The 19,883-nt window shown below is 68.5% G+C and carries 19 protein-coding genes and 2 tRNA genes; 17 read left to right on the top strand and 4 right to left on the bottom strand.

Annotated features, from left to right (window positions below; all coding sequences use genetic code 11):
* Positions 1-214: 214 nt before the first annotated feature.
* The 5 genes from ACO06I_RS05295 to ACO06I_RS05275 all read left to right on the top strand — a co-directional run bounded on the left by ACO06I_RS05295 (position 215) and on the right by ACO06I_RS05275 (position 5,620).
* Positions 215-2,065, top strand: a complete 1,851-nt coding sequence (locus ACO06I_RS05295; RefSeq protein ID WP_421931548.1) for a TonB-dependent receptor plug domain-containing protein — start codon at positions 215-217, stop codon at positions 2,063-2,065.
* Positions 2,066-2,087: 22 nt separating this feature from the next.
* Entirely contained in the window at positions 2,088-2,597 is a 510-nt protein-coding gene (locus ACO06I_RS05290; protein WP_421931547.1) for a YfiR family protein, read from the top strand.
* A gap of 2 nt (positions 2,598-2,599) precedes the next feature.
* Positions 2,600-4,330 (top strand): ATP-binding protein, encoded by a 1,731-nt coding sequence (locus ACO06I_RS05285; protein ID WP_421931546.1) that lies wholly within the window; start codon positions 2,600-2,602, stop codon positions 4,328-4,330.
* A 142-nt stretch (positions 4,331-4,472) separates the two neighbouring features.
* Positions 4,473-5,087, top strand: a complete 615-nt coding sequence (locus tag ACO06I_RS05280; protein ID WP_421931545.1) for an ATP-dependent Clp protease proteolytic subunit — start codon at positions 4,473-4,475, stop codon at positions 5,085-5,087.
* 5 nt (positions 5,088-5,092) lie between these two features.
* Positions 5,093-5,620 carry a hypothetical protein gene (locus ACO06I_RS05275; protein WP_421931544.1) on the top strand — a complete coding sequence of 176 codons (528 nt, stop codon included), beginning with the start codon at positions 5,093-5,095 and terminating at the stop codon, positions 5,618-5,620.
* On the opposite strand, the gene ACO06I_RS05270 is transcribed toward ACO06I_RS05275, so the two are convergent.
* Positions 5,610-5,864, bottom strand: coding sequence for a hypothetical protein (locus ACO06I_RS05270; protein WP_421931543.1), 255 nt, complete (start codon positions 5,862-5,864; stop codon positions 5,610-5,612). The two genes, ACO06I_RS05275 and ACO06I_RS05270, sit on opposite strands and share 11 nt — an antisense overlap.
* A gap of 12 nt (positions 5,865-5,876) precedes the next feature.
* Positions 5,877-6,542 carry an HAD-IB family hydrolase gene (locus ACO06I_RS05265; RefSeq protein ID WP_421931542.1) on the bottom strand — a complete coding sequence of 222 codons (666 nt, stop codon included), beginning with the start codon at positions 6,540-6,542 and terminating at the stop codon, positions 5,877-5,879.
* A 337-nt stretch (positions 6,543-6,879) separates the two neighbouring features.
* Here ACO06I_RS05265 and clpX point away from each other — a divergent pair, with 337 nt between their 5' ends.
* The 5 genes from clpX (at position 6,880) to ACO06I_RS05240 (ending at position 13,015) form a co-directional block, all read left to right on the top strand.
* Positions 6,880-8,142 (top strand): ATP-dependent Clp protease ATP-binding subunit ClpX, encoded by a 1,263-nt coding sequence (clpX, locus tag ACO06I_RS05260; RefSeq protein WP_304780075.1) that lies wholly within the window; start codon positions 6,880-6,882, stop codon positions 8,140-8,142.
* 47 nt (positions 8,143-8,189) lie between these two features.
* On the top strand, positions 8,190-9,650 hold the full coding sequence (locus tag ACO06I_RS05255; RefSeq protein ID WP_421931541.1) for an MFS transporter: 1,461 nt from the start codon (positions 8,190-8,192) through the stop codon (positions 9,648-9,650).
* 323 nt (positions 9,651-9,973) lie between these two features.
* Positions 9,974-12,373 carry an endopeptidase La gene (lon, locus tag ACO06I_RS05250; RefSeq protein ID WP_421931540.1) on the top strand — a complete coding sequence of 800 codons (2,400 nt, stop codon included), beginning with the start codon at positions 9,974-9,976 and terminating at the stop codon, positions 12,371-12,373.
* A 179-nt stretch (positions 12,374-12,552) separates the two neighbouring features.
* Entirely contained in the window at positions 12,553-12,825 is a 273-nt protein-coding gene (locus ACO06I_RS05245; RefSeq protein ID WP_304699891.1) for an HU family DNA-binding protein, read from the top strand.
* Positions 12,826-12,938: 113 nt separating this feature from the next.
* Positions 12,939-13,015: transfer RNA gene (locus ACO06I_RS05240), tRNA-Val, on the top strand.
* A gap of 39 nt (positions 13,016-13,054) precedes the next feature.
* Here ACO06I_RS05240 and ACO06I_RS05235 read toward each other — a convergent pair.
* Positions 13,055-13,528: a cupin domain-containing protein gene (locus ACO06I_RS05235; RefSeq protein WP_421931539.1), complete on the bottom strand. Its 474-nt coding sequence runs from the start codon at positions 13,526-13,528 to the stop codon at positions 13,055-13,057.
* Positions 13,529-13,635: 107 nt separating this feature from the next.
* On the opposite strand from ACO06I_RS05235, the gene ACO06I_RS05230 reads away from it, so the two are divergent.
* From ACO06I_RS05230 to ACO06I_RS05200, 7 genes are all read left to right on the top strand, one after another.
* Positions 13,636-14,565, top strand: coding sequence for a LysR family transcriptional regulator (locus tag ACO06I_RS05230; RefSeq protein ID WP_421931538.1), 930 nt, complete (start codon positions 13,636-13,638; stop codon positions 14,563-14,565).
* A 2-nt stretch (positions 14,566-14,567) separates the two neighbouring features.
* On the top strand, positions 14,568-15,485 hold the full coding sequence (locus ACO06I_RS05225; protein WP_421931537.1) for an aldo/keto reductase: 918 nt from the start codon (positions 14,568-14,570) through the stop codon (positions 15,483-15,485).
* Between the two features lie 78 nt (positions 15,486-15,563).
* Positions 15,564-17,489 (top strand): NAD(P)-binding domain-containing protein, encoded by a 1,926-nt coding sequence (locus tag ACO06I_RS05220; protein WP_421931536.1) that lies wholly within the window; start codon positions 15,564-15,566, stop codon positions 17,487-17,489.
* Positions 17,490-17,538: 49 nt separating this feature from the next.
* Positions 17,539-18,108 carry an NADPH-dependent FMN reductase gene (locus tag ACO06I_RS05215; protein WP_421931535.1) on the top strand — a complete coding sequence of 190 codons (570 nt, stop codon included), beginning with the start codon at positions 17,539-17,541 and terminating at the stop codon, positions 18,106-18,108.
* Positions 18,109-18,170: 62 nt separating this feature from the next.
* Positions 18,171-18,515: an SH3 domain-containing protein gene (locus tag ACO06I_RS05210; protein ID WP_421931534.1), complete on the top strand. Its 345-nt coding sequence runs from the start codon at positions 18,171-18,173 to the stop codon at positions 18,513-18,515.
* 69 nt (positions 18,516-18,584) lie between these two features.
* Positions 18,585-19,274, top strand: a complete 690-nt coding sequence (locus tag ACO06I_RS05205) for a hypothetical protein (protein ID WP_421931533.1) — start codon at positions 18,585-18,587, stop codon at positions 19,272-19,274.
* Positions 19,275-19,342: 68 nt separating this feature from the next.
* On the top strand, positions 19,343-19,525 hold the full coding sequence (locus ACO06I_RS05200; RefSeq protein WP_421931532.1) for a YegP family protein: 183 nt from the start codon (positions 19,343-19,345) through the stop codon (positions 19,523-19,525).
* Positions 19,526-19,615: 90 nt separating this feature from the next.
* On the opposite strand, the gene ACO06I_RS05195 is transcribed toward ACO06I_RS05200, so the two are convergent.
* Positions 19,616-19,692: transfer RNA gene (locus tag ACO06I_RS05195), tRNA-Asp, on the bottom strand.
* Positions 19,693-19,883: the final 191 nt, after the last annotated feature.

Below are 19,883 nucleotides of genomic sequence, written 5' to 3'. Positions count from 1 at the left end.
CCACGGGGCGCCCTTTTTCGTTGCGGAACCAACGAGGCGCCCTCGCGTTTCGGTGGATTGCGGGGCGACTTGGTGACGCTGGGACGCGTAGAGCGGACCGGGCGACAAGCCGGGTCGGATTCGGCGGGGGCGCCTTATGTCAATCTTCGGCCCGATCAGAGGCTCGGTCCTGACGCTTTGCACAGGCGCTGCGCTCGGGGTCGCCAATCCAGCCATGGCTGACGCCGCGGACGCCGGGGCTCTCAGCGACCTGTCCCGCCTGTCCCTCGAAGAGCTCGCCGATGTCGAGATCACCTCGGTGTCCAGGCGCCCTGAGGCCCTGAGCGGCGCCCCGGCCGCCATCTATGTGATCAACGCCGACGACATCCGCCTGTCGGGCGCTGACAGCCTGCCCGAGGTTCTGCGGCTGGCCCCTAATCTCCAGGTCGCTCGTCTGAATGCCTCCAGCTACGGGATTTCCGCCCGCGGCTTCAACCACTCCACCGCGACGGCCAACAAGCTGCAGGTGCTGGTGGATGGCCGGAGTGTCTACACGCCGCTGTACTCCGGGGTCTTCTGGGATGCGCGGGGCCTGATGCTGGCCGACATCGAGCGTATCGAGGTAGTCAGTGGCCCGGGCGGGGCGCTTTGGGGCGCCAACGCCGTGAACGGCGTGATCAACGTCATCACCCGCGCGGCCGACGCCACCCAAGGCGGCCTGCTCGATCTGACCTCGGGACCGGAGGACACAGTCGCCAACCTCCGCTTTGGCGGCCGCCTTGGCGGGGCCGGGGCGTTTCGCGTCTATGGCCGGGTCGCCGACTACGGCGCCAGCCGCACCTTATCCGGGGCGGACGGTCACGATTCCTGGGACCAGGCCCAGGCCGGGTTCAGGCTGGACTGGGGCGGGGAGGGCGACGCGTTCAGCTTCCAGGGCGACGCTTACGAGGGCTCCAGCGAGCCGGTCCCCGGGGCGCGGGCCGAGGGTGTGATCGGCGGCGGGAGTCTCTCGGGACGCTGGGTCCACAGCCGCGAGGGCGGCGGCGTCCTGGAGACCAACGCCTACTATGCCCGCGACTATCGGACCGTCACATCGGGGATCAAGGACAGTCTCGACGTCTACAATCTGGATCTCCAGTACGCGCTGGCGCCTCGCGGCCGCCACACCGTCGTGGTCGGTGGCGGCTATCGCCAGAACCGGGACAATTTCCGCGGCGCCTTCCGCACATCCTTCCTCGAACCCGCCAGCCGCACCACCCGGCTGGGCAACGTCTTCGCTCAGGACGAGATCGACCTGAGCGACAACCTGGTCCTGACCCTGGGCCTGAGGTTGGAGCACAACAGCTATACGGGCCTGGAATACATGCCCAACGCGCGGCTCGCCTGGCGGCCCACGGACAGGTCCCTGCTCTGGGGGGCGGTCTCGCGAGGGGTGCGTACGCCATCGCGATTCGACCGTGACCTGATCAATCCGGGGCTGGTGGCCGGTGGGCCCGGCTTCGTCTCGGAAGACCTCATCGCCTATGAGCTGGGCTACCGGGGACAGCCTGCGGCCAATCTCTCGGTCTCGGTGTCGGCCTACTACAACGTCTACGACAACCTGCGGACGGCGGAGGCGAGCACCGCCGCGGTCTTCCCCCTGGTGATCCGCAACGGCATGCGCGGCGAGACCTATGGCCTCGAAGCGTGGGCCGCCTGGCAGGTCCGCGACGGCTGGCGGCTCAGCGCCGGCGCGAGCGCCCTGCGCAAGGACCTGTCGCTTGATGCGGGGAGCCGGGATATCTTCGGAGTCGACTTCGCCGGAAATGACCCGGACTACCAACTTTCCCTCCGGTCCCACATGCGCCTGACGCCGACGGTGGATTTCGATCTCGACCTGCGCAGCATCGACAGCCTGAAAAAGCCCGCGGTTCCCGCCTATACGGAAATGGGCGCGCGCCTGGCCTGGCGGGTGTCGGACCAGGTGGAGTTGGCCGTGGTCGGCGAGAACCTGCTGCACGAGCAGCACCAGGAATTCGTGAGCGGCTCCCTGGCCGGCCGGGCGATCCCCCGCAGTGTGCGTGCCAGCCTGCGCTGGGGCTTCTGAGGTGCGGTTTGCGTGGCGGCTGTTGAGCGCCGCCATCCTTGCGCTTGCGCCGCTCGCCGCCACCGCGGGCAGTCTCGAGGCTCCGGTCAAGGCCACCTATCTCTACAAGTTCGTGCCCTTTGTGGAATGGCCCGCCGCCGCCTTTTCTTCGCCGACCCAGCCGGTGACCCTCTGCATCCTGGGCGGAGACCCGTTCGGTGCGGTCCTAGACCAGGCCGTTCGGGACCAGAGGATCGGGGTTCGTCCGGTCGTCGTCCGCCGCCTGGGCCGGATGGAGAAGGCGACGGGCTGCCATGTCCTCTATCTGTCGGCGCCGCGCGCGCCTGCCGCCGCCGAGGCCCTGCAGAGCGCCCGTGGCGCGCCGGTGCTCACCGTAACCGACGGCGCCGACAACGCCGGGGGGATTGTCAGCTTCGTCCTGCGCGACAATCGCGTCCGCTTCATCATCGATCCCACCGCCGCGGCGACCAACGGCCTGACCATCTCGTCCAAGCTGCTCAGCCTGGCGCTCGACCTCCGGGCGGGGAGGTAGCGATGAGCCTGCTCGCTAGACTTCCGATCCGCTGGAGCCTGGTCCCCGCCATTGCGGCCATCGGCGCCATCCTGCTGGTGCTCTGCGGCGCGGCCATCGGGGTCTATGACGAGCAGAACTATCGCGCCCAGAAGATCCGGGAGGCCACCGCCCAAGGCGAGATCCTGGCCGCCACGGTGACCGCCGCCCTGGCGTTCGACGATCGCCCGGCGGCTCAGGAGTATGTCGACGCGCTGCGGGTCAATCCCCAAGTCGTCTCCGCGGGGGTCTATAACGAGAGCGGCGCCTTGGTGGCGGGCTATGCTCGCGAGGCCGGCGGACGCGCCGATCCGACCGTCAAGCTGCAGGCGCCCGCCTTCGTGGGGCGTCACTTGGTGGTCGTCACCCCGGTGGCGGAGGCCGGCCAGACCCTTGGCGCGGTCGCCCTGCGCATCGACACAGACCCCATCGCGCGGCGTCTGTCCCGCTATCTGGGCCTAGGGCTTCTGCTGGTCATGGCCTTGCTGGTGGTGGGCGTTCTCGCCGCGGCCCATGCGGTGCTGACCCGGACCAACAGCGACCTCGCCGACGCCAACCGGCAGCTCCAGGACGAGATGCATGAGCGGGAGCGGGCCGAGACCGCCCTGCGCCAGGGTCAGCGGATGGAGGCCATGGGGCAGCTAACCGGCGGCGTGGCCCACGACTTCAACAACATCCTGATGATCGCCTCCAGCGGCCTGGACCTGATGGAGCGCACCGACAAGCCGGAGCGCCGCAAGATGCTGATCGACGGAATGCGACAGGCTGTCGATCGAGGCGCCAGCCTCACCCGGCAATTGCTGGCCTTCTCCCGCCGCGCCTCTCTGAGGCCGGAGGTCATCGATCTGACTTCGCAGCTGGAGGGCATGCGCCTGCTGCTGGATCGGTCGCTCGGCGAGGACATCTCGGTGGTGGTGAATCTGCCCGACGGCCTCTGGCGGGTGCAAGTCGATCCCTCGGAACTGGAACTGGCGATCCTGAACCTGGCGGTGAACGCCCGCGACGCCATGCCCGGCGGCGGGACCATCATCATCGGCGGCGAGAATCGGCCGGCGGGCGCCGACGATGCGATTCCCCAGGATCATGTGGCGTTGCGGATCAGCGATACCGGAACGGGCATGGCGCCGGAGATGCTCTCGCGGGTGTTCGAGCCCTTCTTCACCACCAAGGCCGTGGGCAAGGGAACGGGGCTCGGTCTCAGTCAGGTCTACGGCTTCAGCCGCGCCTCGGGCGGCGACGTGCGCATCGAGAGCGAGGTGGGTCTGGGCACCACCATCCTCCTGCTGCTGCCGCGGACCGACGCGCCGCTTCCGGTCCCGGCGACGGACCTGTCGCCTGTCACCCGCCCACCGGGCGGGCAGGGGGATCTGTTGCTGGTGGAGGATGACGAGGGTGTCGCCACCCTGGTCTCAGGAATGCTGATCGAGCTGGGCTACAACGTCACCCGCGTCGATTGCGCGGCGGACGCGGTGGCGGCCCTGGAGGCCAAGTCCGACTTCGAGATCGTGTTTTCCGACCTGGTGATGCCTGGTGAAATGGATGGCATAGCTCTGGCGCGCGAGATTGGCCGACGCTGGCCCAGCCTGCCTGTGCTGCTCACCACGGGGTTCAGCCCCGGTGTCGCGGCCGCGGCCCAGGAGGGGCTGACGCTGCTGACCAAGCCCTACGGAATCGCCGCCCTGGCCGCGGCCCTTGAGTCCACGCGGCCAAACTGAGGCCGCCCGAAACCACTTTCGCCAACTCTTAAGAGCTATCGAGGCTATTGGTCACCTTGCGCATGCCACCTCGGCACGCGATATCGGACGGGTACACGGCTCGCGTTCCAGAGTCGTTCACATCGAGAAGGGCTTCCTCCCAATGTTTGATCCGGCGACGACCGCCCTGAACCTTGTCCCGATGGTGGTCGAGCAGACCAGCCGCGGCGAGCGTGCTTTCGATATCTTCTCGCGCCTCCTGAAGGAGCGCGTGATCTTCCTGAACGGTCCCGTCGAGGACGGGATGTCGGCGCTGATCTGCGCCCAGCTGCTCTATCTTGAGGCCGAGAACCCCAAGAAGGAGATCCAGATGTACATCAACTCGCCGGGCGGCGTGGTGACGTCGGGTCTCGCGATCTACGACACCATGCAGTACATCAAGAGCCCCGTGGTCACGCTCTGCATGGGCATGGCCGCCTCCATGGGCTCATTCCTGCTGATGGCCGGCGAGCCTGGCCAGCGGATCAGCCTGCCCAACGCCCGCATCATGGTGCACCAGCCCTCGGGCGGCTATTCCGGCAAGGCCTCGGACATCGAGCGCCACGCCGAGGACATCATCAAGACCAAGCGCCGCCTGAACGAGATCTACGCCAAGCACACCGGGCGGTCCTATGAAGAGGTCGAGGAAAAGCTCGATCGCGACACTTTCATGACCGCCGAGGAAGCCAAGGAGTGGGGTCTGATCGACCTGGTCCAGGCCAACCGTTCCGAGGACTAATCTCCGTGGCGGCGCACACCCTGGTGGTGGGCGGCACCGGGATGCTTTCCGAACTTTGCGAGGCGCTCGCCGGCGACGGCGGGCGCCTTTCGCTTCTGTCGCGCCACGCCTCCCGAGCCGCCGGGACCGATGGCTTCGACTGCGACTATCACGACGGTGTCGCGTTCGCCGCGGCCCTCGATGCGGCGATCGCGCGCTCGGGTCCGATCGACCGCGCGGTCGCCTGGTTCCACACCCTGAAGATCGAGGCGCCGCGCCTGCTGGCGGCGCGGGTGGAGGGGGCGATGTTCCAGGTGCTGGGCAGCGCCGTGGCCGATCCGGCCCATCCCGAGCGGCTCGAGACAGCCCGCCGGGTGGCCGAGGGCCTGCCGCGCTGCGCCGTGCGGCAGATCGTCCTGGGGTTCAGGGTCGAGGCCGGCCGCGCCCGCTGGCTCACCAACGCCGAGATTTCGCAGGGAGCCCTCGAAGCCATCCGCAGCGACCGGCCCCTGACCGTCATCGGCCAGACCGAGCCCTGGTCGGCTAGGCCCTGAGCCGGGCCCGGGCCGCGGCCAGCATCGCCTCGCCGCTCGCGGTGACGTCGAACCGGTCGAAGTCCTGGCCGGACTCGTCGCGCACGTCGGCGAACAGGCCCTTGGGGTCTTCATGGAAATGCAGGAAGGCGCGGGACTTGAGGTAGAAGACGCCGCGCTTCTTCTCGGTCAGGCCGGGCAGGGCGCGGACGCGGGCCAGCAGGGGCTCCAGCTGGTCCAGGGCGGTCTCGCCGGCGTGCTTCACGGTCTCACCCCGTCAGGGACGTTCCTTGAAGACACGATAGCCGCGGTGATCGGCGATCTTCAACATCTCGCGGTCGCCGCTGGTGTCGCCATAGGCGGCCTTCAGGGTCACGTCGGGGCCGAAGGCGGCGCGCAGACGACGCACCTTCTCCGGACCTCGGCAGTTGGGGCCCAGGAAGGCGCCGGTCACCCGGTCATTGGCGTCGAAGGCCAGCTCCGTGGCGATCAGGGCGTCGGCGCCCAGGCCGCGGGCGAAGGGGGCGACGATCATGTCGGGGGAGGCGCTGACGATCACCAGCTTGGCGTGGCGCTGGCGCCAGCGTCGCCAGGTCTGCAGGGCGTCGGGCCTCAGCAGGCTGGGCGCCGCCGCCTCTGCGAAGGCCCGCGCCTGGGCCTCCAATTCGTCGCGGGTCATGCCCTTGAGGAACTCGCGCACCGCCGCGGCCTTGATGCGGCCGCGGTTGCGGTGGCCCAGATAGCCGACCGCCGCGGGGATCAGCCGCACCATGCCCGACATGTAGCGGCCCTGGTCCACCCGCCACTTCAGGAATTCGGTGAAACTGTCGCGCACCGTGATGGTGCCGTCGAAGTCGAAGGCCACCATGCCGGCGTCCTCGATCTGATCGTCCAGGAGTTCGTGGGAGGGCGCGCCGTTTCCGCGCAAAGTTCGCTTCGCCATGACCATCCCCTCGCGCCCTTGCCGGGGCTTGTCTATTGGGAACAATCGGCAGGTGCGGCGCGTACCTTAGGGGGAGAGGCGTGTCGTCGCGTCCGGGGCCGACGTCTTGTCCCGATCTGGCGCACACCCATCTAGGGATTCGGACGCGCCCGCCATCGGGCGCCCCGGCCGCCAATTGTCGCGATGTCCCCCCAAAGGCTTGTGATCCTTGGACGGATCGGGGAATGTCAAGGATTAGACAACCTGCGGCGCGTATCCTGCATTGATGGCGTCAGGAAACGCCTCCGGGGACGGACGTCTCGGTGAACAGCCGGTCGTCATAGAGTGAGAAACGACCATGACCAAGGCCGCCAGCGGAGACTCCAAGAGCACGCTCTATTGCTCATTCTGCGGCAAGAGCCAGCACGAGGTTCGCAAGTTGATTGCGGGCCCGACCGTGTTCATCTGTGATGAGTGCGTAGAACTGTGCATGGATATCATTCGCGAGGAGCACAAGATCTCCTTCGTGAAGTCCAAGGACGGTGTGCCGACTCCCAAGGAAATCCGCGAAGTCCTCGACGATTACGTGATCGGACAAGATCACGCCAAGAAGGTGCTCGCTGTGGCGGTGCACAACCACTACAAGCGCCTCAACCACGCCTCGAAGAATAACGACGTCGAACTGGGCAAGGCCAACATCCTGCTCATCGGTCCGACCGGCACCGGCAAGACCTTGCTGGCCCAGACCCTGGCCCGAATCATCGACGTGCCCTTCACCGTCGCCGACGCCACCACGCTCACCGAAGCGGGCTATGTGGGCGAGGATGTCGAAAATATCATCCTGAAGCTGCTCCAGGCCGCCGACTACAATGTCGAGCGGGCGCAGCGCGGCATCGTCTATATCGACGAGGTCGACAAGATCAGCCGCAAGTCGGACAACCCGTCCATCACCCGCGACGTGTCGGGCGAGGGCGTGCAGCAGGCCCTGCTGAAGATCATGGAAGGCACGGTCGCCTCCGTGCCGCCGCAGGGCGGGCGAAAGCATCCCCAGCAGGAGTTCCTGCAGGTCGACACCACCAACATCCTGTTCATCTGCGGCGGGGCCTTCGCCGGCCTGGAGAAGATCATCTCCGCCCGCGGCCAGGGCACCTCGATCGGCTTCGGCGCCAAGGTCTCCGACCCGGACGACCGCCGCACCGGCCAGATCTTCCGTCAGGTGGAGCCGGACGACCTGCTGCGCTTTGGCCTGATCCCGGAATTCGTCGGCCGTCTGCCGGTCATCGCGACCCTGGACGACCTGGACGAGCCGGCCCTAGTGAAGATCCTCACCGAGCCGAAGAACGCCTTCGTCAAGCAGTACCAGCGCCTGTTCGACATGGAGAATGTCGGCCTGACCTTCACCGACGACGCCCTCAACGCGGTGGCCCGCAAGGCCATCATCCGCAAGACCGGCGCGCGGGGCCTGCGCTCCATCCTGGAGGGCATCCTGCTCGAGACCATGTACGAGCTGCCGACCTATGACGGCGTCGAGGAAGTGGTGGTCAACGCCGAGGTCGTCGAGGGCCGGGCCCAGCCCCTGGTCATCTACGCCGAGCGCCGCGACAAGGGCGGCGCGGCCTAGAGCCCTCCGCCATGCGCCCGCCTCACTGATCCGGGGAGGGCGTCGACATGACACAGACTCCCTGCGACCGCGGCGTTCTCGCCGCGGTCGTTGCGTATCCGGGGGCCGGCGGCGGCGGCTTGGTGCTGGCCGGGACCGTGCTGGGCTCCAGCCTCGCCTTCATCGACGGCTCGGCGGTCAACCTCACCATCCCGGTGATCCAGCAGCAGCTGGGGGGCGGCGCGGCCGGGGCCCAGTGGGTCATGAACGCCTACCTGCTGTTCCTCAGCGCCCTGGTGCTGGTCGGCGGCGCGGCCGGTGATCGCTACGGCCGCAAGCGGGTCTTCGTCGCCGGCGCCATTCTCTTCACCGCAGCCTCCGTCTGCTGTGGTCTTTCCCCCAACCTGACCCTGCTGATCGCCGCTCGCGCCATCCAGGGGATCGGCGCGGCCCTCCTGGTTCCCGCCAGCCTGGCCATCCTCGGCGCCAGCTTCGACAAGCAGGCGCGGGGCCGCGCCGTCGGCATCTGGGCCGGCGCCGGGGGGCTGACCAGCGCGCTGGGCCCGGTGCTTGGCGGCTGGCTCACCGACGCGGTTTCCTGGCGGGCGGTCTTCCTGATCAATGTGCCGCTGGCGGCGCTCGCCGTCGGCTTCATTCTGATGGGGGCCAAGGAGAGCAAGGCCGACAAGGCCGGCCCGCTGGACTGGCGTGGGGCCCTCACGGTCACCCTTGGCCTGGCCGCCGTCACCTGGGGCCTCACCGAGGCGCCGGAGCGAGGTCTGACAGGGCTGCCGGTCGCCGCCCTGGTGTTCGGCGTCCTGGCGCTGGCTGTCTTCCTGCGCATCGAGCAGACCATCGCCTCGCCGATGGTCCCGCTGCAGCTCTTCAGATCGATCACCTTCTCCGGCGCCAACGGCCTGACCCTGCTGCTCTATGCCGCCTTCAGCGGCGCCCTGTTCCTGCTGCCCTTTGAGTTGATCGGTGTGCACGGCTATCCCGCCGCCAGCGCGGGGGCGGCCCTGCTGCCGCTGTCGGCGGGCCTGGCCGTGCTGTCGCCCCTGGCCGGGGGCTTCTCGGCCAAGGTGGGGCCGAGGGTGATGCTGGGGGGAGGCCCGCTCCTGGTGGCGACGGGGTTCGTCCTGCTGGCCCTGCTGGCCGACCAATCCAGCTACTGGGCCGGCGTCTTCCCCGGCCTGGCGATCGTGGCGGTCGGCATGGGACTCGCCGTCGCGCCGCTCACCGACGCCGTGCTGGGCTCGGTGGAAGACGCCCATGAGGGCGCGGCCGCGGGAATCAACAACGCCGTGGCTCGGGTCGCCGGCCTGCTGGCCGTCGCCCTGGTGGGGTTCGTACTGGTGGGCCCTCCCGGCGCCCCGGCCGCCGGCGTCATCGCCTCAGGCTACCGGACCGCCATGATCGCCGCCGCGGCCCTGGCGGGCCTGGCTGGGGTCATTGGATTCCTGACCGGGCCGGCGCGTCAGGTCACGGCGCCTACCCCTCGCAAGCGCTCGATCTCGCCGGACGAATAGCCGGCCTCCCCAAGGACTTCGGCCGTGCGCTGGCCCAGGCCCGGGGCCGGGCGCCCCGACGCCCTCGGACGCTTGGGAAGGCTCTTGCACCTGTTGCCGCGACGCACCATTTCCTGTGTCTCGGGCGTCACCACTTTCAGACGCATTGTCGCGGACACTCCGGCTCAGCTTGTAGAGGGGGCCAAAGCGTCCACATAAATGGCCGACAATTCGCCCAAGCCGGGCGGACGGGCCGACCGACTCAGACACATCGTCTGGGGGAACCCGGTCGGAATATGGGACGGGCCCTGCTTTGGAAGGGGGCCCACCAGGAGTAGATGCACATGTCTGAGATCAAAACTCTTCCCATCCTCCCGTTGCGGGACATCGTGGTCTTCCCGCACCAGCCGGTGCCGCTCTTCGTGGGCCGTGAAAAGTCCGTTCGAGCGCTTGAGGAGGCCATGAAGGCCCCCGGCAAGCAGATCCTGTTGGCCACCCAGAAGGACAAGGACGACGACGACCCGTCGCCCGAGGCCATCTATGACGTGGGCGTCGTGGCCTCGGTCCTGCAGCTGCTGAAACTGCCCGACGGTACCGTGAAGGTGCTGGTGGAGGGCAAGGCCCGCGCCGGGATTTCCAAGTTCACCGATCAAGCCGAGTTCTACGAAGCCGAGGTCGCCTTCATAACCGAGGACGGCGCGGCCTCGACGGAAGCCGAGGCGCTGTCGCGCGCGGTCGTCGAGCAGTTCGAGAACTATGTGAAGCTCAACAAGAAGGTGCCGCCAGAGGCTCTGGCCTCCATGCCCCAGGTCGACTCGCCCGGCGAGCTGGCCGACCGCATCGCCTCGCACCTGTCGGTCAAGATCTCCGAGAAGCAGAACCTGCTGGAGATCTTCAATGTCGTGAAGCGCCTGGAGAAGGTCTACGCCCTGATGGAGGGCGAGATCAGCGTCATGCAGACGGAAAAGAAGATCCGTAACCGCGTGAAGCGCCAGATGGAGAAGACCCAGCGCGAGTACTATCTCAACGAGCAGATGAAGGCGATCCAGCGCGAGCTGGGCGAGCAGGACGACAGCCGCGACGAGCTGATCGAGCTCGAGAAGCGCATCAAGAAGACCAAGCTCTCCAAGGAGGCGCGCACCAAGGCCGACGCCGAGCTGAAGAAGCTGCGCAACATGAGCCCGATGTCGGCGGAATCCACCGTCGTCCGCAACTATCTCGACTGGCTGCTGTCCATTCCGTGGGGCAAGGCCAAGACCAAGCCGATCGACCTGGTCAAGGCCGAGGAAGTGCTCGAGCATGACCACTACGGCCTGGAAAAGGTCAAGGAACGCATCCTGGAGTACCTGGCCGTCCAGGCCCGGACCGGCGCCCTGAAGGGCCCGATCCTCTGCCTGGTGGGACCGCCCGGCGTGGGCAAGACCTCGCTCGGCAAGTCCATCGCCGAGGCGACGGGCCGCGAGTTCGTGCGCGTGTCCCTGGGCGGCGTCCGTGACGAGGCCGAGATCCGCGGTCACCGCCGGACCTATATCGGCTCCATGCCGGGCAAGATCATCCAGTCGATGAAGAAGGCCAAGTCCACCAACGCCTTCTTCCTGCTCGACGAGATCGACAAGATGGGCTCCGACTATCGCGGCGACCCGTCCTCGGCCCTGCTCGAGGTCCTCGACCCGGCCCAGAACTCCACCTTCGCCGACCACTATCTGGAGGTGGACTACGACCTGTCGCCGGTGATGTTCGTCACCACGGCCAACAGCCTGAACATGCCCCAGCCGTTGCTGGACCGCATGGAGATCATCCGCATCCCCGGCTACACCGAGGACGAGAAGCTGGAGATCGCCAAGCGGCACCTGCTGCCCAAGCTGACCAAGGACCATGGGCTGACGCCGCAGGAGTTCATCGTCCCCGAGGAGGCGATCCGCGACCTGATCCGCTACTACACCCGGGAAGCCGGCGTGCGGTCGCTGGAGCGGGAGCTGGGGAACCTGGCGCGGAAGACGGTGCGCGACCTGGGTCGCGAGAAGATCACCTCGATCACGATCGACGACGCGCGTCTGGCCAAGTACGCCGGGGTCAAGAAGTACCACCACGGCGAGACCGACGAAGAGGATCAGGTCGGCATCATCACCGGCCTGGCCTACACCGACTTCGGCGGCGACATCCTGACCATCGAAGCGATCAAGATGCCGGGCAAGGGCCGTATGTCCATCACGGGCAACCTGAAGGACGTGATGAAGGAGTCGATCACGGCGGCGGCCAGCTATGTCCGCAGCCGCGCGACCGCCTTCGGCCTGGAGCCGCCGATGTTCGACAAGACCGACGTGCACGTGCACGTGCCCGAGGGCGCCACGCCCAAGGACGGTCCGTCGGCCGGCGTCGCCATGGCCGTGGCCATGGTCTCGGTGCTGACCGGCATCCCGATCCGCAAGGATATCGCCATGACCGGCGAGATCACCCTGCGCGGCCGGGTTCTGCCGATCGGCGGCCTGAAGGAGAAGCTGCTCGCGGCCCTGCGCTCCGGCGTCAAGACCGTGCTGATCCCGCAGGAGAACGTGAAGGACCTGGCCGACATCCCCGACAACGTGAAGTCGGCCATCGAGATCATCCCCGTGAAGATGGTCGACGAGGTCCTGGCGCTCGCCCTGACCAAGCCTTTGGTGCCCATCGAGTGGAAGGAACCGGCGACGCCGGCCCTGCCTCTCGCGGTCGATGATGGCGATCCCGAGGCGGTTTTGACGCACTGAACGCCACGTTAACCGCAAAGAATCGCGGATTAACTGCAAATAATTGGGCGGCGCGGGGTCTTCCCGCGCCGCCTTCGTTTGACGCCTGACGCGAGACCGCCATAATCGCGTCACGCGAAGCAGCCTCGCGAACACCGCGGGGGGTCCGCGGACCTATAACGGGCTGGGAGAGACACCAAATGACCAAGGCCGAACTCGTCACGGCGATCGCCGAAAAGGCGGGCCTCAACAAGGCGCAGGCGAAAGACGCGCTGGAAGCCTTCATCGACTCCGTCACAGCCTCTCTGAAGGCCAGTGAAGAAGTCCGGCTCGTCGGTTTCGGCAGTTTCGTGCCGGTGAACCGGGCGGCTGGCACCGCGCGAAATCCGCGCACCGGCGAAACCGTGAAGCGGCCCGCGTCCAAGACCGCGCGCTTCCGGGTCGGCGAAGGCCTGAAGAGCGCGCTGAACTAAGCGCGCCTCAAGCCAGCGAGAATTGGAACGGGGCGGTCGCCGGGGAGGTGGCCGCCCCTTTTCTATGGGGCCTTGGCGGGGCTTCCGGACCGGGGGTAGAACCCGGCTCCGAAGGGCGGCTAGCTCAGCTGGTCAGAGCACCTGGTTTACACCCAGGGGGTCGGGGGTTCGAACCCCTCGCCGCCCACCATCCTGCTTCGCTCCGCGAGCTTCGCAGGACAGGTCCCGCCTATTCCCCCAGCGGCGGTCCGACGATGTCGATGCCGTGGCGGGCGAAGGTGTCGGCGAGGGCGGTGACCATCTCGGCGGTGGGGGCCTGGGCCGCCGGCAGGCCCGGGGCCGTCGCGGGACGTGCGATGTCCCGCACCGCACCCTCGAAGGCCGCGCCGGTCGTGACGGTGATGAACCGCGCGGTGGGGCTCTCGACGATGAAGCTGTGGGGCGCGCCCCGGGGTCCCACCAGGGTCTCGCCGGGGCCGGCGACCTGTTCGACCTCGCCGACGCGGAACCGGACCCGTCCCTCGAGAATGTGGAAGACCTCGTCTTCGTCGCGGTGGACATGGGTCGGCGGGGAGTCGCCCTGGGCCATGAAATGTTCGAGGATCGACAGGCCGTCGGGGCCGGCCGCGGAGGGGCGACGGACCTCGACGCGGCTGTTCAGGAACCAGAGACCGGGCTCCGGGGCGGCGGTGAGATGGGACATTTCGGCGTCATCCTGGTAGGGCGCGGGGGCTCGCGCCGGGCGGGGCCTGACTACCCACGGGAGTCCGCGCCGTGAAATGGAACGATGTTATGGGGGCCATTTGCTGAATGAATTTCGCGGCCTTCGACCTCAACCTCCTGCGGACCTTCGACGCCCTGATGCGCGAGCGCAGCGTGACGCGGGCCGGCGAACAGATCGGCCTGTCCCAGCCGGCGGTGAGCGCCGCGCTCGGACGGCTGCGCGCCCTGCTGGACGACCAGCTCTTCGTGCGGCGAGGCGCCGAGATGGCGCCGACCCCGCGGGCCGAGGCCCTCGCCCCCATCGTCCGCGACGCCCTGGCCGGCCTGGAGCGCGCCCTCCAGGGGGACCGCGCCTTCGATCCGGCCGCCGCCCGGCGCAGCTTCACCCTGCTGGGCGCCGACTTCGTCTCCATGCTGGTGATGCCGCCCCTGTTCGCTTTGACGGCGGCCCAGGCGCCCGGCGTGCGCCTGCGGCTGGTGGACACCGCCTGGGGCGAGGTGGAGCGCCTGTTCCAGGACGACGCCATCGATCTGGCCATCGAGCGCCCCGGCCACGCCTCGGAATGGATCGCCGGGGAGATGCTGTTCCGCTCTCCCTTCGCGATCATCGCCGCCCGCGGCCGGGAGGACATCGCCGCGGCGGGCGTCAAGCCGGGTCAGGTCCTGCCGCTGGATCTGTTCTGCGACCTGCCGCAGGCCCTGCGCTCGGTGGACGGCAGCATCTCGGGTCATGTGGACGACGCCCTGGCCGAAGCCGGCCGCGCGCGGCAGGTGGTCCTGGCCCTGCCGCACTTCTCCGCCGTCGCCTTGGCGGTGGCGCAGAGCCCGCGGCTCATCGCCGCCCTGCCGGCGCAGTTCGCCCGGGCCGTGGCGCCGACCCTGGGCCTGGACATCTTCGAGGCCCCGGTGGATGTGCAGGTCCCGGAGATCCAGATGTACTGGCACAGGCGTCACGACAAGAACCCCGCCCACGTCTGGCTGCGCGATCAGGTGCGCCGCGTGACGGCGGCGTTCTGAGCATGCTCTATCGTCCCCTCGGCGCCACCGGCCTGACGGTGTCGGAGATCGGCCTGGGCTGCGCCAGCTGGTGGGGCCAGAAGGCCTTCGACGAGGGCGAGGCGATCGCTCTGGTCCACGCGGCCCTCGACCGCGGCGTCACCTTCCTCGACACCGGCGCCAGCTATTCCGGGGGGAACGCCGAACCCCGCCTGGGCCGCGCCCTGCGGGGCCGCGATCTGACGGGACTGGTGATCGCCACCAAGGCCGGGACCCGGCACGACGGCCGCCGGGTGGTCCGCGACATGTCGCCGGCGGCGGTGGAGGCCAGTGTCCTGCGCAGCCTGGGTCATCTCGGCCTGGAGACCCTGCCGCTGCTGCAGCTGCACGGCCCCGCGGTGGCCGAGTTGACGGACGAACTGCGGGCGGTCCTGCAGGGCCTGAAGCGCCGCGGCCTGATCCGGACCCTCGGGGTCAACAGCTTCGATCCGGAGGTCATCGACCATGTGATCGGCCTGCCGGACTTCGATGTGGTGATGGTGGACTACAATGTCCTGCGCCCGGAGCGGGGGCCGCTGATCGCGCGGGCCGCCGCGGCGGGGAAGGGGGTGCTGGCGGGCATGCCGCTCGCCATGGGCCACACCGGCGGCCAGGTCCTGAAGCTGCGCGCCCCGCGCGACCTATGGTACGCCCTGCGGGCCGCAAGGAACCACCGGGCCGAGGTGCTCGCCGGCCGGCGGTTCGGCTTCCTGCACCAGCGGTCCGACATGACCGGTCCCCAGGCGGCGCTGGCCTATGTCCTGGCCCATCCCGGCGTCGCCAGCGCGGTGTTCGGCACGACGCGACGGGCGCATCTGGAGGAGAACCTGGCCGCGTCCGGCATGCCGCTCCCGCCGGGCCTGGCCGCCCGCATCGCCGCCGCGCAGGACGCCGGGGGGTGACGTTGGGGCGCCCTTTCGCGCCACGCCAAGAGGCGTATTCTGCCCACAAGAACAACGACAAAGTCAGGGCAGGACACGATGGCGAAGCTCGATCTGGGTGGTCTCGATCAGGCGCTGGAGGCCGCGCATCAGCCGGCCCTGGCCGCCGCCCTGGTGCAGCTCACCGGCGACATCGGCTGGCTGCGGAAGGAGTGGACCCCGACCTACACGCCGCTCTCCCGCGGCGACACCGGGGTGCCCGAGGCCGAGCAGGCCAAGTTCCGAGGCCTGGCCAAGGCGGCCATCCTCGACTGGGTGGCCAAGGGATCGCCCAAGCCGATCACCCCCGACCCCGACGCCCTGCGCCGGATGATGAGCTTCGTGGCCGGGGCCGACATCCCCGAGGACTATGCCGACTTCCTCAATGACGAGCTGGCCATCGGCGGTCAGTCCAGCAAGGACCCGCAGTGGGTCACCCCGGTCCTGAAGGACGCCGCCCGGCGCATGCACGTCCTGGTCATCGGGGCCGGCATGTCGGGTCTGCTCACCGGCATCCGCCTGACCCAGGCCGGGATCGACTTCGAGATCGTCGAGAAGAACGCCGACGTCGGCGGCACCTGGCTGGAGAACACCTATCCCGGCTGCCGGGTGGATAGCTCCAACCACATCTATTCCTATTCCTTCGAACCCAACCACAACTGGCCCCAGCACTTCTCCACCCAGCCGGTCCTGCTCGACTATTTCCGCGGCGTCGCCGACCGCTACGACCTGCGCAAGAAGATCCGCTTCGAGACCAGCGTCGAGCAGATGGTCTGGGACGAGACCCGCGCGGTCTGGAAGGTGACCCTGAAGACCGCCAAGGGGACCGAGCAGGTGGAGGCCAACGCCGTCATCACCGCGGTGGGCCAGCTCAATCGTCCGCGCCTGCCCGACGTGAAGGGCCGCGAGCGCTTCAAGGGCCCGGCCTTCCACTCGGCCCAGTGGCGTCACGACGTGGACCTGACCGGCAAGCGGGTGGCGGTGATCGGCACCGGGGCCAGCGCCTTCCAGTTCGTGCCGGAGATCGCCGGCAAGGTGGCCAGCCTGACGGTCTTCCAGCGCACCCCGCCCTGGTGCTTCCCGACCCCGCACTATCACGAGGACGTGCCGGCCGGGATGAACTGGCTGCTGGAGCACATCCCCACCTACGACAAGTGGTACCGGTTCTTCCTGTTCTGGATGGTCACCGACGGCCTGCTGGCGGGCGTCCGCGCCGACCCCGACTGGAAGGGCGACCCCGGCTCGGTCAGCGAGGCCAACGCCATGTTCCGGGCCATGGTGGCCGAGGCCCTGCGGATGCAGGCGGCCGACCGGCCCGACCTGGCCGAAAAGGTGATCCCCAACTATCCGGTCGGCGGCAAGCGCGCCCTGCTGGACAACGGCGTCTGGATCGAGGCCCTCAAGCGCCCCAATGTCGAGCTGGTCACCGACGCGATCAGCGAGATCACCGAGACCGGCATCGTCACGGACGATGGGACGGCCCGCGAGTTCGACGTGATCATCTACGGCACGGGCTTCTACGCCAGCCGCTTCCTGCATCCGATGAAGATCAAGGGCCGCGGCGGGGCCGACCTGCACGCCACCTGGGACGGTGACGCGCGCGCCTATCTGGGCATGACGACGCCCGGCTTCCCCAACCTTTTCATGATCTACGGCCCCAACACCAATATCGTCGTCAACGGCTCCATCATCTTCTTCTCCGAGTGCAGCGTCCGCTACATCCTCGGCTGCCTGAAACTGCTGGCGGAGACCGGCGCGAAGGCCCTGGAGCCCAAGCCCGAGGTGCATGACGCCTTCAACATCCGCGTCGACGAGGGCAACAGGCTGATGGCCTGGGGCGCGCCTCAGGTCACCAGCTGGTACAAGAACGAGAAGGGCCGGGTCAGCCAGAACTGGCCCTTCGCCCTGGTGGACTACTGGCGCGCCACCCTGGCGCCCAATCCCGACGACTTCGTCCTCAGCAAGGAACGCGAGATGGCGGGGTAGGGCGCGCGGGGCCTATACCCGGGGACACATCCGTTCCCTGGGAGGTCCCATGCCGCTCAAGCTTCACACCATCATCTGCAGCACCCGTCCCACCCGGCTGGGGCCCAAGGTCGCCGCCTGGTTCGACACGATCGCCCAGGCCCATGCGGGGTTCGAGGCGGTGCTGGTGGACCTGGCCGACTTCAACCTGCCGGTCTTCGACGAGCCCAAGCATCCGCGACTGCGGGACTACGTCCACGACCATACCAAGGCCTGGAGCGCCAGCGTCGCGGCCGCCGACGCCTTCGTCTTCGTGACGCCGGAGTACAACTACGGACCGCCGCCCTCCTTCACCAATGCGGTGAACTACCTGGTCCACGAGTGGGCCTATAAGCCCGCGGCCTTCGTCAGCTATGGCGGCGCCTCCGGCGGCCTGCGCTCGGTGCAGATGGAGAAGCTGCTGCTCACCAGCGTGAAGGTCATGCCGATCCCCGAGGGGGTGGCCCTGCCGATGTTCAACCAGCATCTCGGCGAGGACGGCTTCAAGCCGCCGGAGCTGCAGGACAAGGCCGCCGTGGCCATGCTCACCGAGCTGGCCCGCTGGGGCGAGGCCATGAAGGGTCTGCGCGCGCCAAGCTAGGCCATTGCCAGGCGCGCCGGCCCGCTGTTCAACTATGTGTTGAGCCGCGAGGGAGCAGGGCGATGACGGCGGGCGTGGTGGCGGTGAAGAGCCTCAATCTGCGGGACGCCCCCGGCGGCGCCCTGGTGGGCAGCCTCGACCAGGGCGACGGCGTGGAGATGTTGGAGTCCAAGGCGGGCTGGACCCGGATCGCCACCCTCAAGGCCCCGGCGCGGACCGGCTGGGTGGCGAGCCAGTATCTCAGCCAGACGGTGGCGGCGCCCAGCCCGGCGGCCCCGCCGCCCGCCGCCCCACCCATGCCCGACGATCCGGCCCATCCGGTCACCGTCGTCGGCGGCACGGCCATCACCCCGGACGGCCGCGCCTTCGCCTCGGCCAGCAAGGGCGGCTTCTACACCATCGGGTGAACCTCCCTGGCCGGCTGGCTGGCGGGCAATCCGCCGCCGGCGGACCTCACGCCCTCGGCGGTGCGCGTCGTGCGCGCCATCTCGGCCAACGAGGGCCTGCTGGAGGCCATCAACTCCTATGACAACAGCTACATGTCCTTTGGCCTCTTCCAGTGGACCTGCGGCCCGGCCGGCGACGCCGGCGAGCTGCCGGCGCTCCTGGCGCGGCTGAAGGCCACGTCGCCGGCCGCCTTCCAGGACTGCTTTGGCCGCCACGGCCTGGACGTGCAGGTCTCGGGACCCAGCGCCACCACCGGCTATCTGGTGCTGAAGGGCGTGGTGCTGAACACCGCGGCGCGGAAGGTCCAGCTGCGGAGCGCGGCCTGGGCCTATCGATTCTGGCGGGCCGGCCACCACCACGACATGCGCGCCTGCGAGCTCAGCTTCGCCGCCAGCCGCATGGCGCGCTTCCTCGACGCCAAGGCGGCCGGGGTCCCGGTCCGCCGCTGGCTGACCTCGGAGCAGGGGGTGGCCCTGGTGCTGGACGAACACGTCAACCGCCCGGGGCACGTGCCGGGAACCCTGCAGGCCGCCATCGCCAAGCTGGGCGCCCACGATCCGACCCACTGGACCAGCGCCGACGAGGCCCGGCTGGTCGCGGCCTATGTCCTCGCCCGCAAGGCCACCAACATGACCGACCCGCTCAAGCGGGCCGAGCGGATCGCCGAGGCGGTGCACCAGGGCACGCTCTCCGACGCGCGGGGCTCGTTCCAAGCCTGAGTGGCGAGGGTCGCGACTCAGGTCTAACCTCGGGCGGCCGGGGGCTAAGAGACAGACGGAGCAACGAGATGGCCTACAAGTTCGAGATCTCGAAGGACAAGGCGGGCGAGTTCCGCGTGAAGTTCAAGGCCCCCAACGGCGAGGTGATGTTCACCACCGAGGGCTATTCCTCGAAGTCCTCGGCCAAGAACGCCATCGAATCCATGAAGAAGAACGGCCCGACCGCCGAAACCGACGACACCACTGACTGACCTGTCGCCGCCCTTCCTCGCGCGAGCGGGGGAGGGCGCACGGCCGCGCCAGCGCCCTGAACGCGTCAAACCAGCGATGTGGGGGGAAAGTGGCGCGAATGACGGGACTCGAACCCGCGACCTCCGGCGTGACAGGCCGGCGCTCTAACCAACTGAGCTACATCCGCATGTGGGCCATGTGGGCCCGCGAGGGGCGTCTGATAGGTTGCGACCGGAATCGTGTCAACGGGCGAGTTGAATTCGTCGCACAAGGGCCTGTGAATAGATGTGGACCGCGCGCCCTCCTGCGAGGCGTTCGCAGTTCGAACATCGGTCTTTTTCATGGGTGCGACATCAGCGTCACCACGCCGTTTGAACC

The sequence above is a fragment of the Phenylobacterium sp. genome (genome assembly GCF_965229015.1).
Lineage (GTDB): Bacteria > Pseudomonadota > Alphaproteobacteria > Caulobacterales > Caulobacteraceae > Phenylobacterium.
This window is presented reverse-complemented; position numbering and strand designations above follow the sequence as displayed.

Coding starts and splice junctions, on each gene's coding strand:
- ACO06I_RS05225 (WP_421931537.1), top strand. CDS start 14,568: ATGCTCTATCGTCCCCTCGGCGCCACCGGCCTGACGGTGTCGGAGATC.
- clpX (WP_304780075.1), top strand. CDS start 6,880: ATGACCAAGGCCGCCAGCGGAGACTCCAAGAGCACGCTCTATTGCTCA.
- ACO06I_RS05280 (WP_421931545.1), top strand. CDS start 4,473: ATGTTTGATCCGGCGACGACCGCCCTGAACCTTGTCCCGATGGTGGTC.
- ACO06I_RS05215 (WP_421931535.1), top strand. CDS start 17,539: ATGCCGCTCAAGCTTCACACCATCATCTGCAGCACCCGTCCCACCCGG.
- ACO06I_RS05235 (WP_421931539.1), bottom strand. CDS start 13,528: ATGTCCCATCTCACCGCCGCCCCGGAGCCCGGTCTCTGGTTCCTGAAC.
- ACO06I_RS05210 (WP_421931534.1), top strand. CDS start 18,171: ATGACGGCGGGCGTGGTGGCGGTGAAGAGCCTCAATCTGCGGGACGCC.
- lon (WP_421931540.1), top strand. CDS start 9,974: ATGTCTGAGATCAAAACTCTTCCCATCCTCCCGTTGCGGGACATCGTG.
- ACO06I_RS05295 (WP_421931548.1), top strand. CDS start 215: ATGGCTGACGCCGCGGACGCCGGGGCTCTCAGCGACCTGTCCCGCCTG.
- ACO06I_RS05255 (WP_421931541.1), top strand. CDS start 8,190: ATGACACAGACTCCCTGCGACCGCGGCGTTCTCGCCGCGGTCGTTGCG.
- ACO06I_RS05200 (WP_421931532.1), top strand. CDS start 19,343: ATGGCCTACAAGTTCGAGATCTCGAAGGACAAGGCGGGCGAGTTCCGC.
- ACO06I_RS05265 (WP_421931542.1), bottom strand. CDS start 6,542: ATGGCGAAGCGAACTTTGCGCGGAAACGGCGCGCCCTCCCACGAACTC.
- ACO06I_RS05220 (WP_421931536.1), top strand. CDS start 15,564: ATGGCGAAGCTCGATCTGGGTGGTCTCGATCAGGCGCTGGAGGCCGCG.
- ACO06I_RS05245 (WP_304699891.1), top strand. CDS start 12,553: ATGACCAAGGCCGAACTCGTCACGGCGATCGCCGAAAAGGCGGGCCTC.
- ACO06I_RS05230 (WP_421931538.1), top strand. CDS start 13,636: ATGAATTTCGCGGCCTTCGACCTCAACCTCCTGCGGACCTTCGACGCC.
- ACO06I_RS05285 (WP_421931546.1), top strand. CDS start 2,600: ATGAGCCTGCTCGCTAGACTTCCGATCCGCTGGAGCCTGGTCCCCGCC.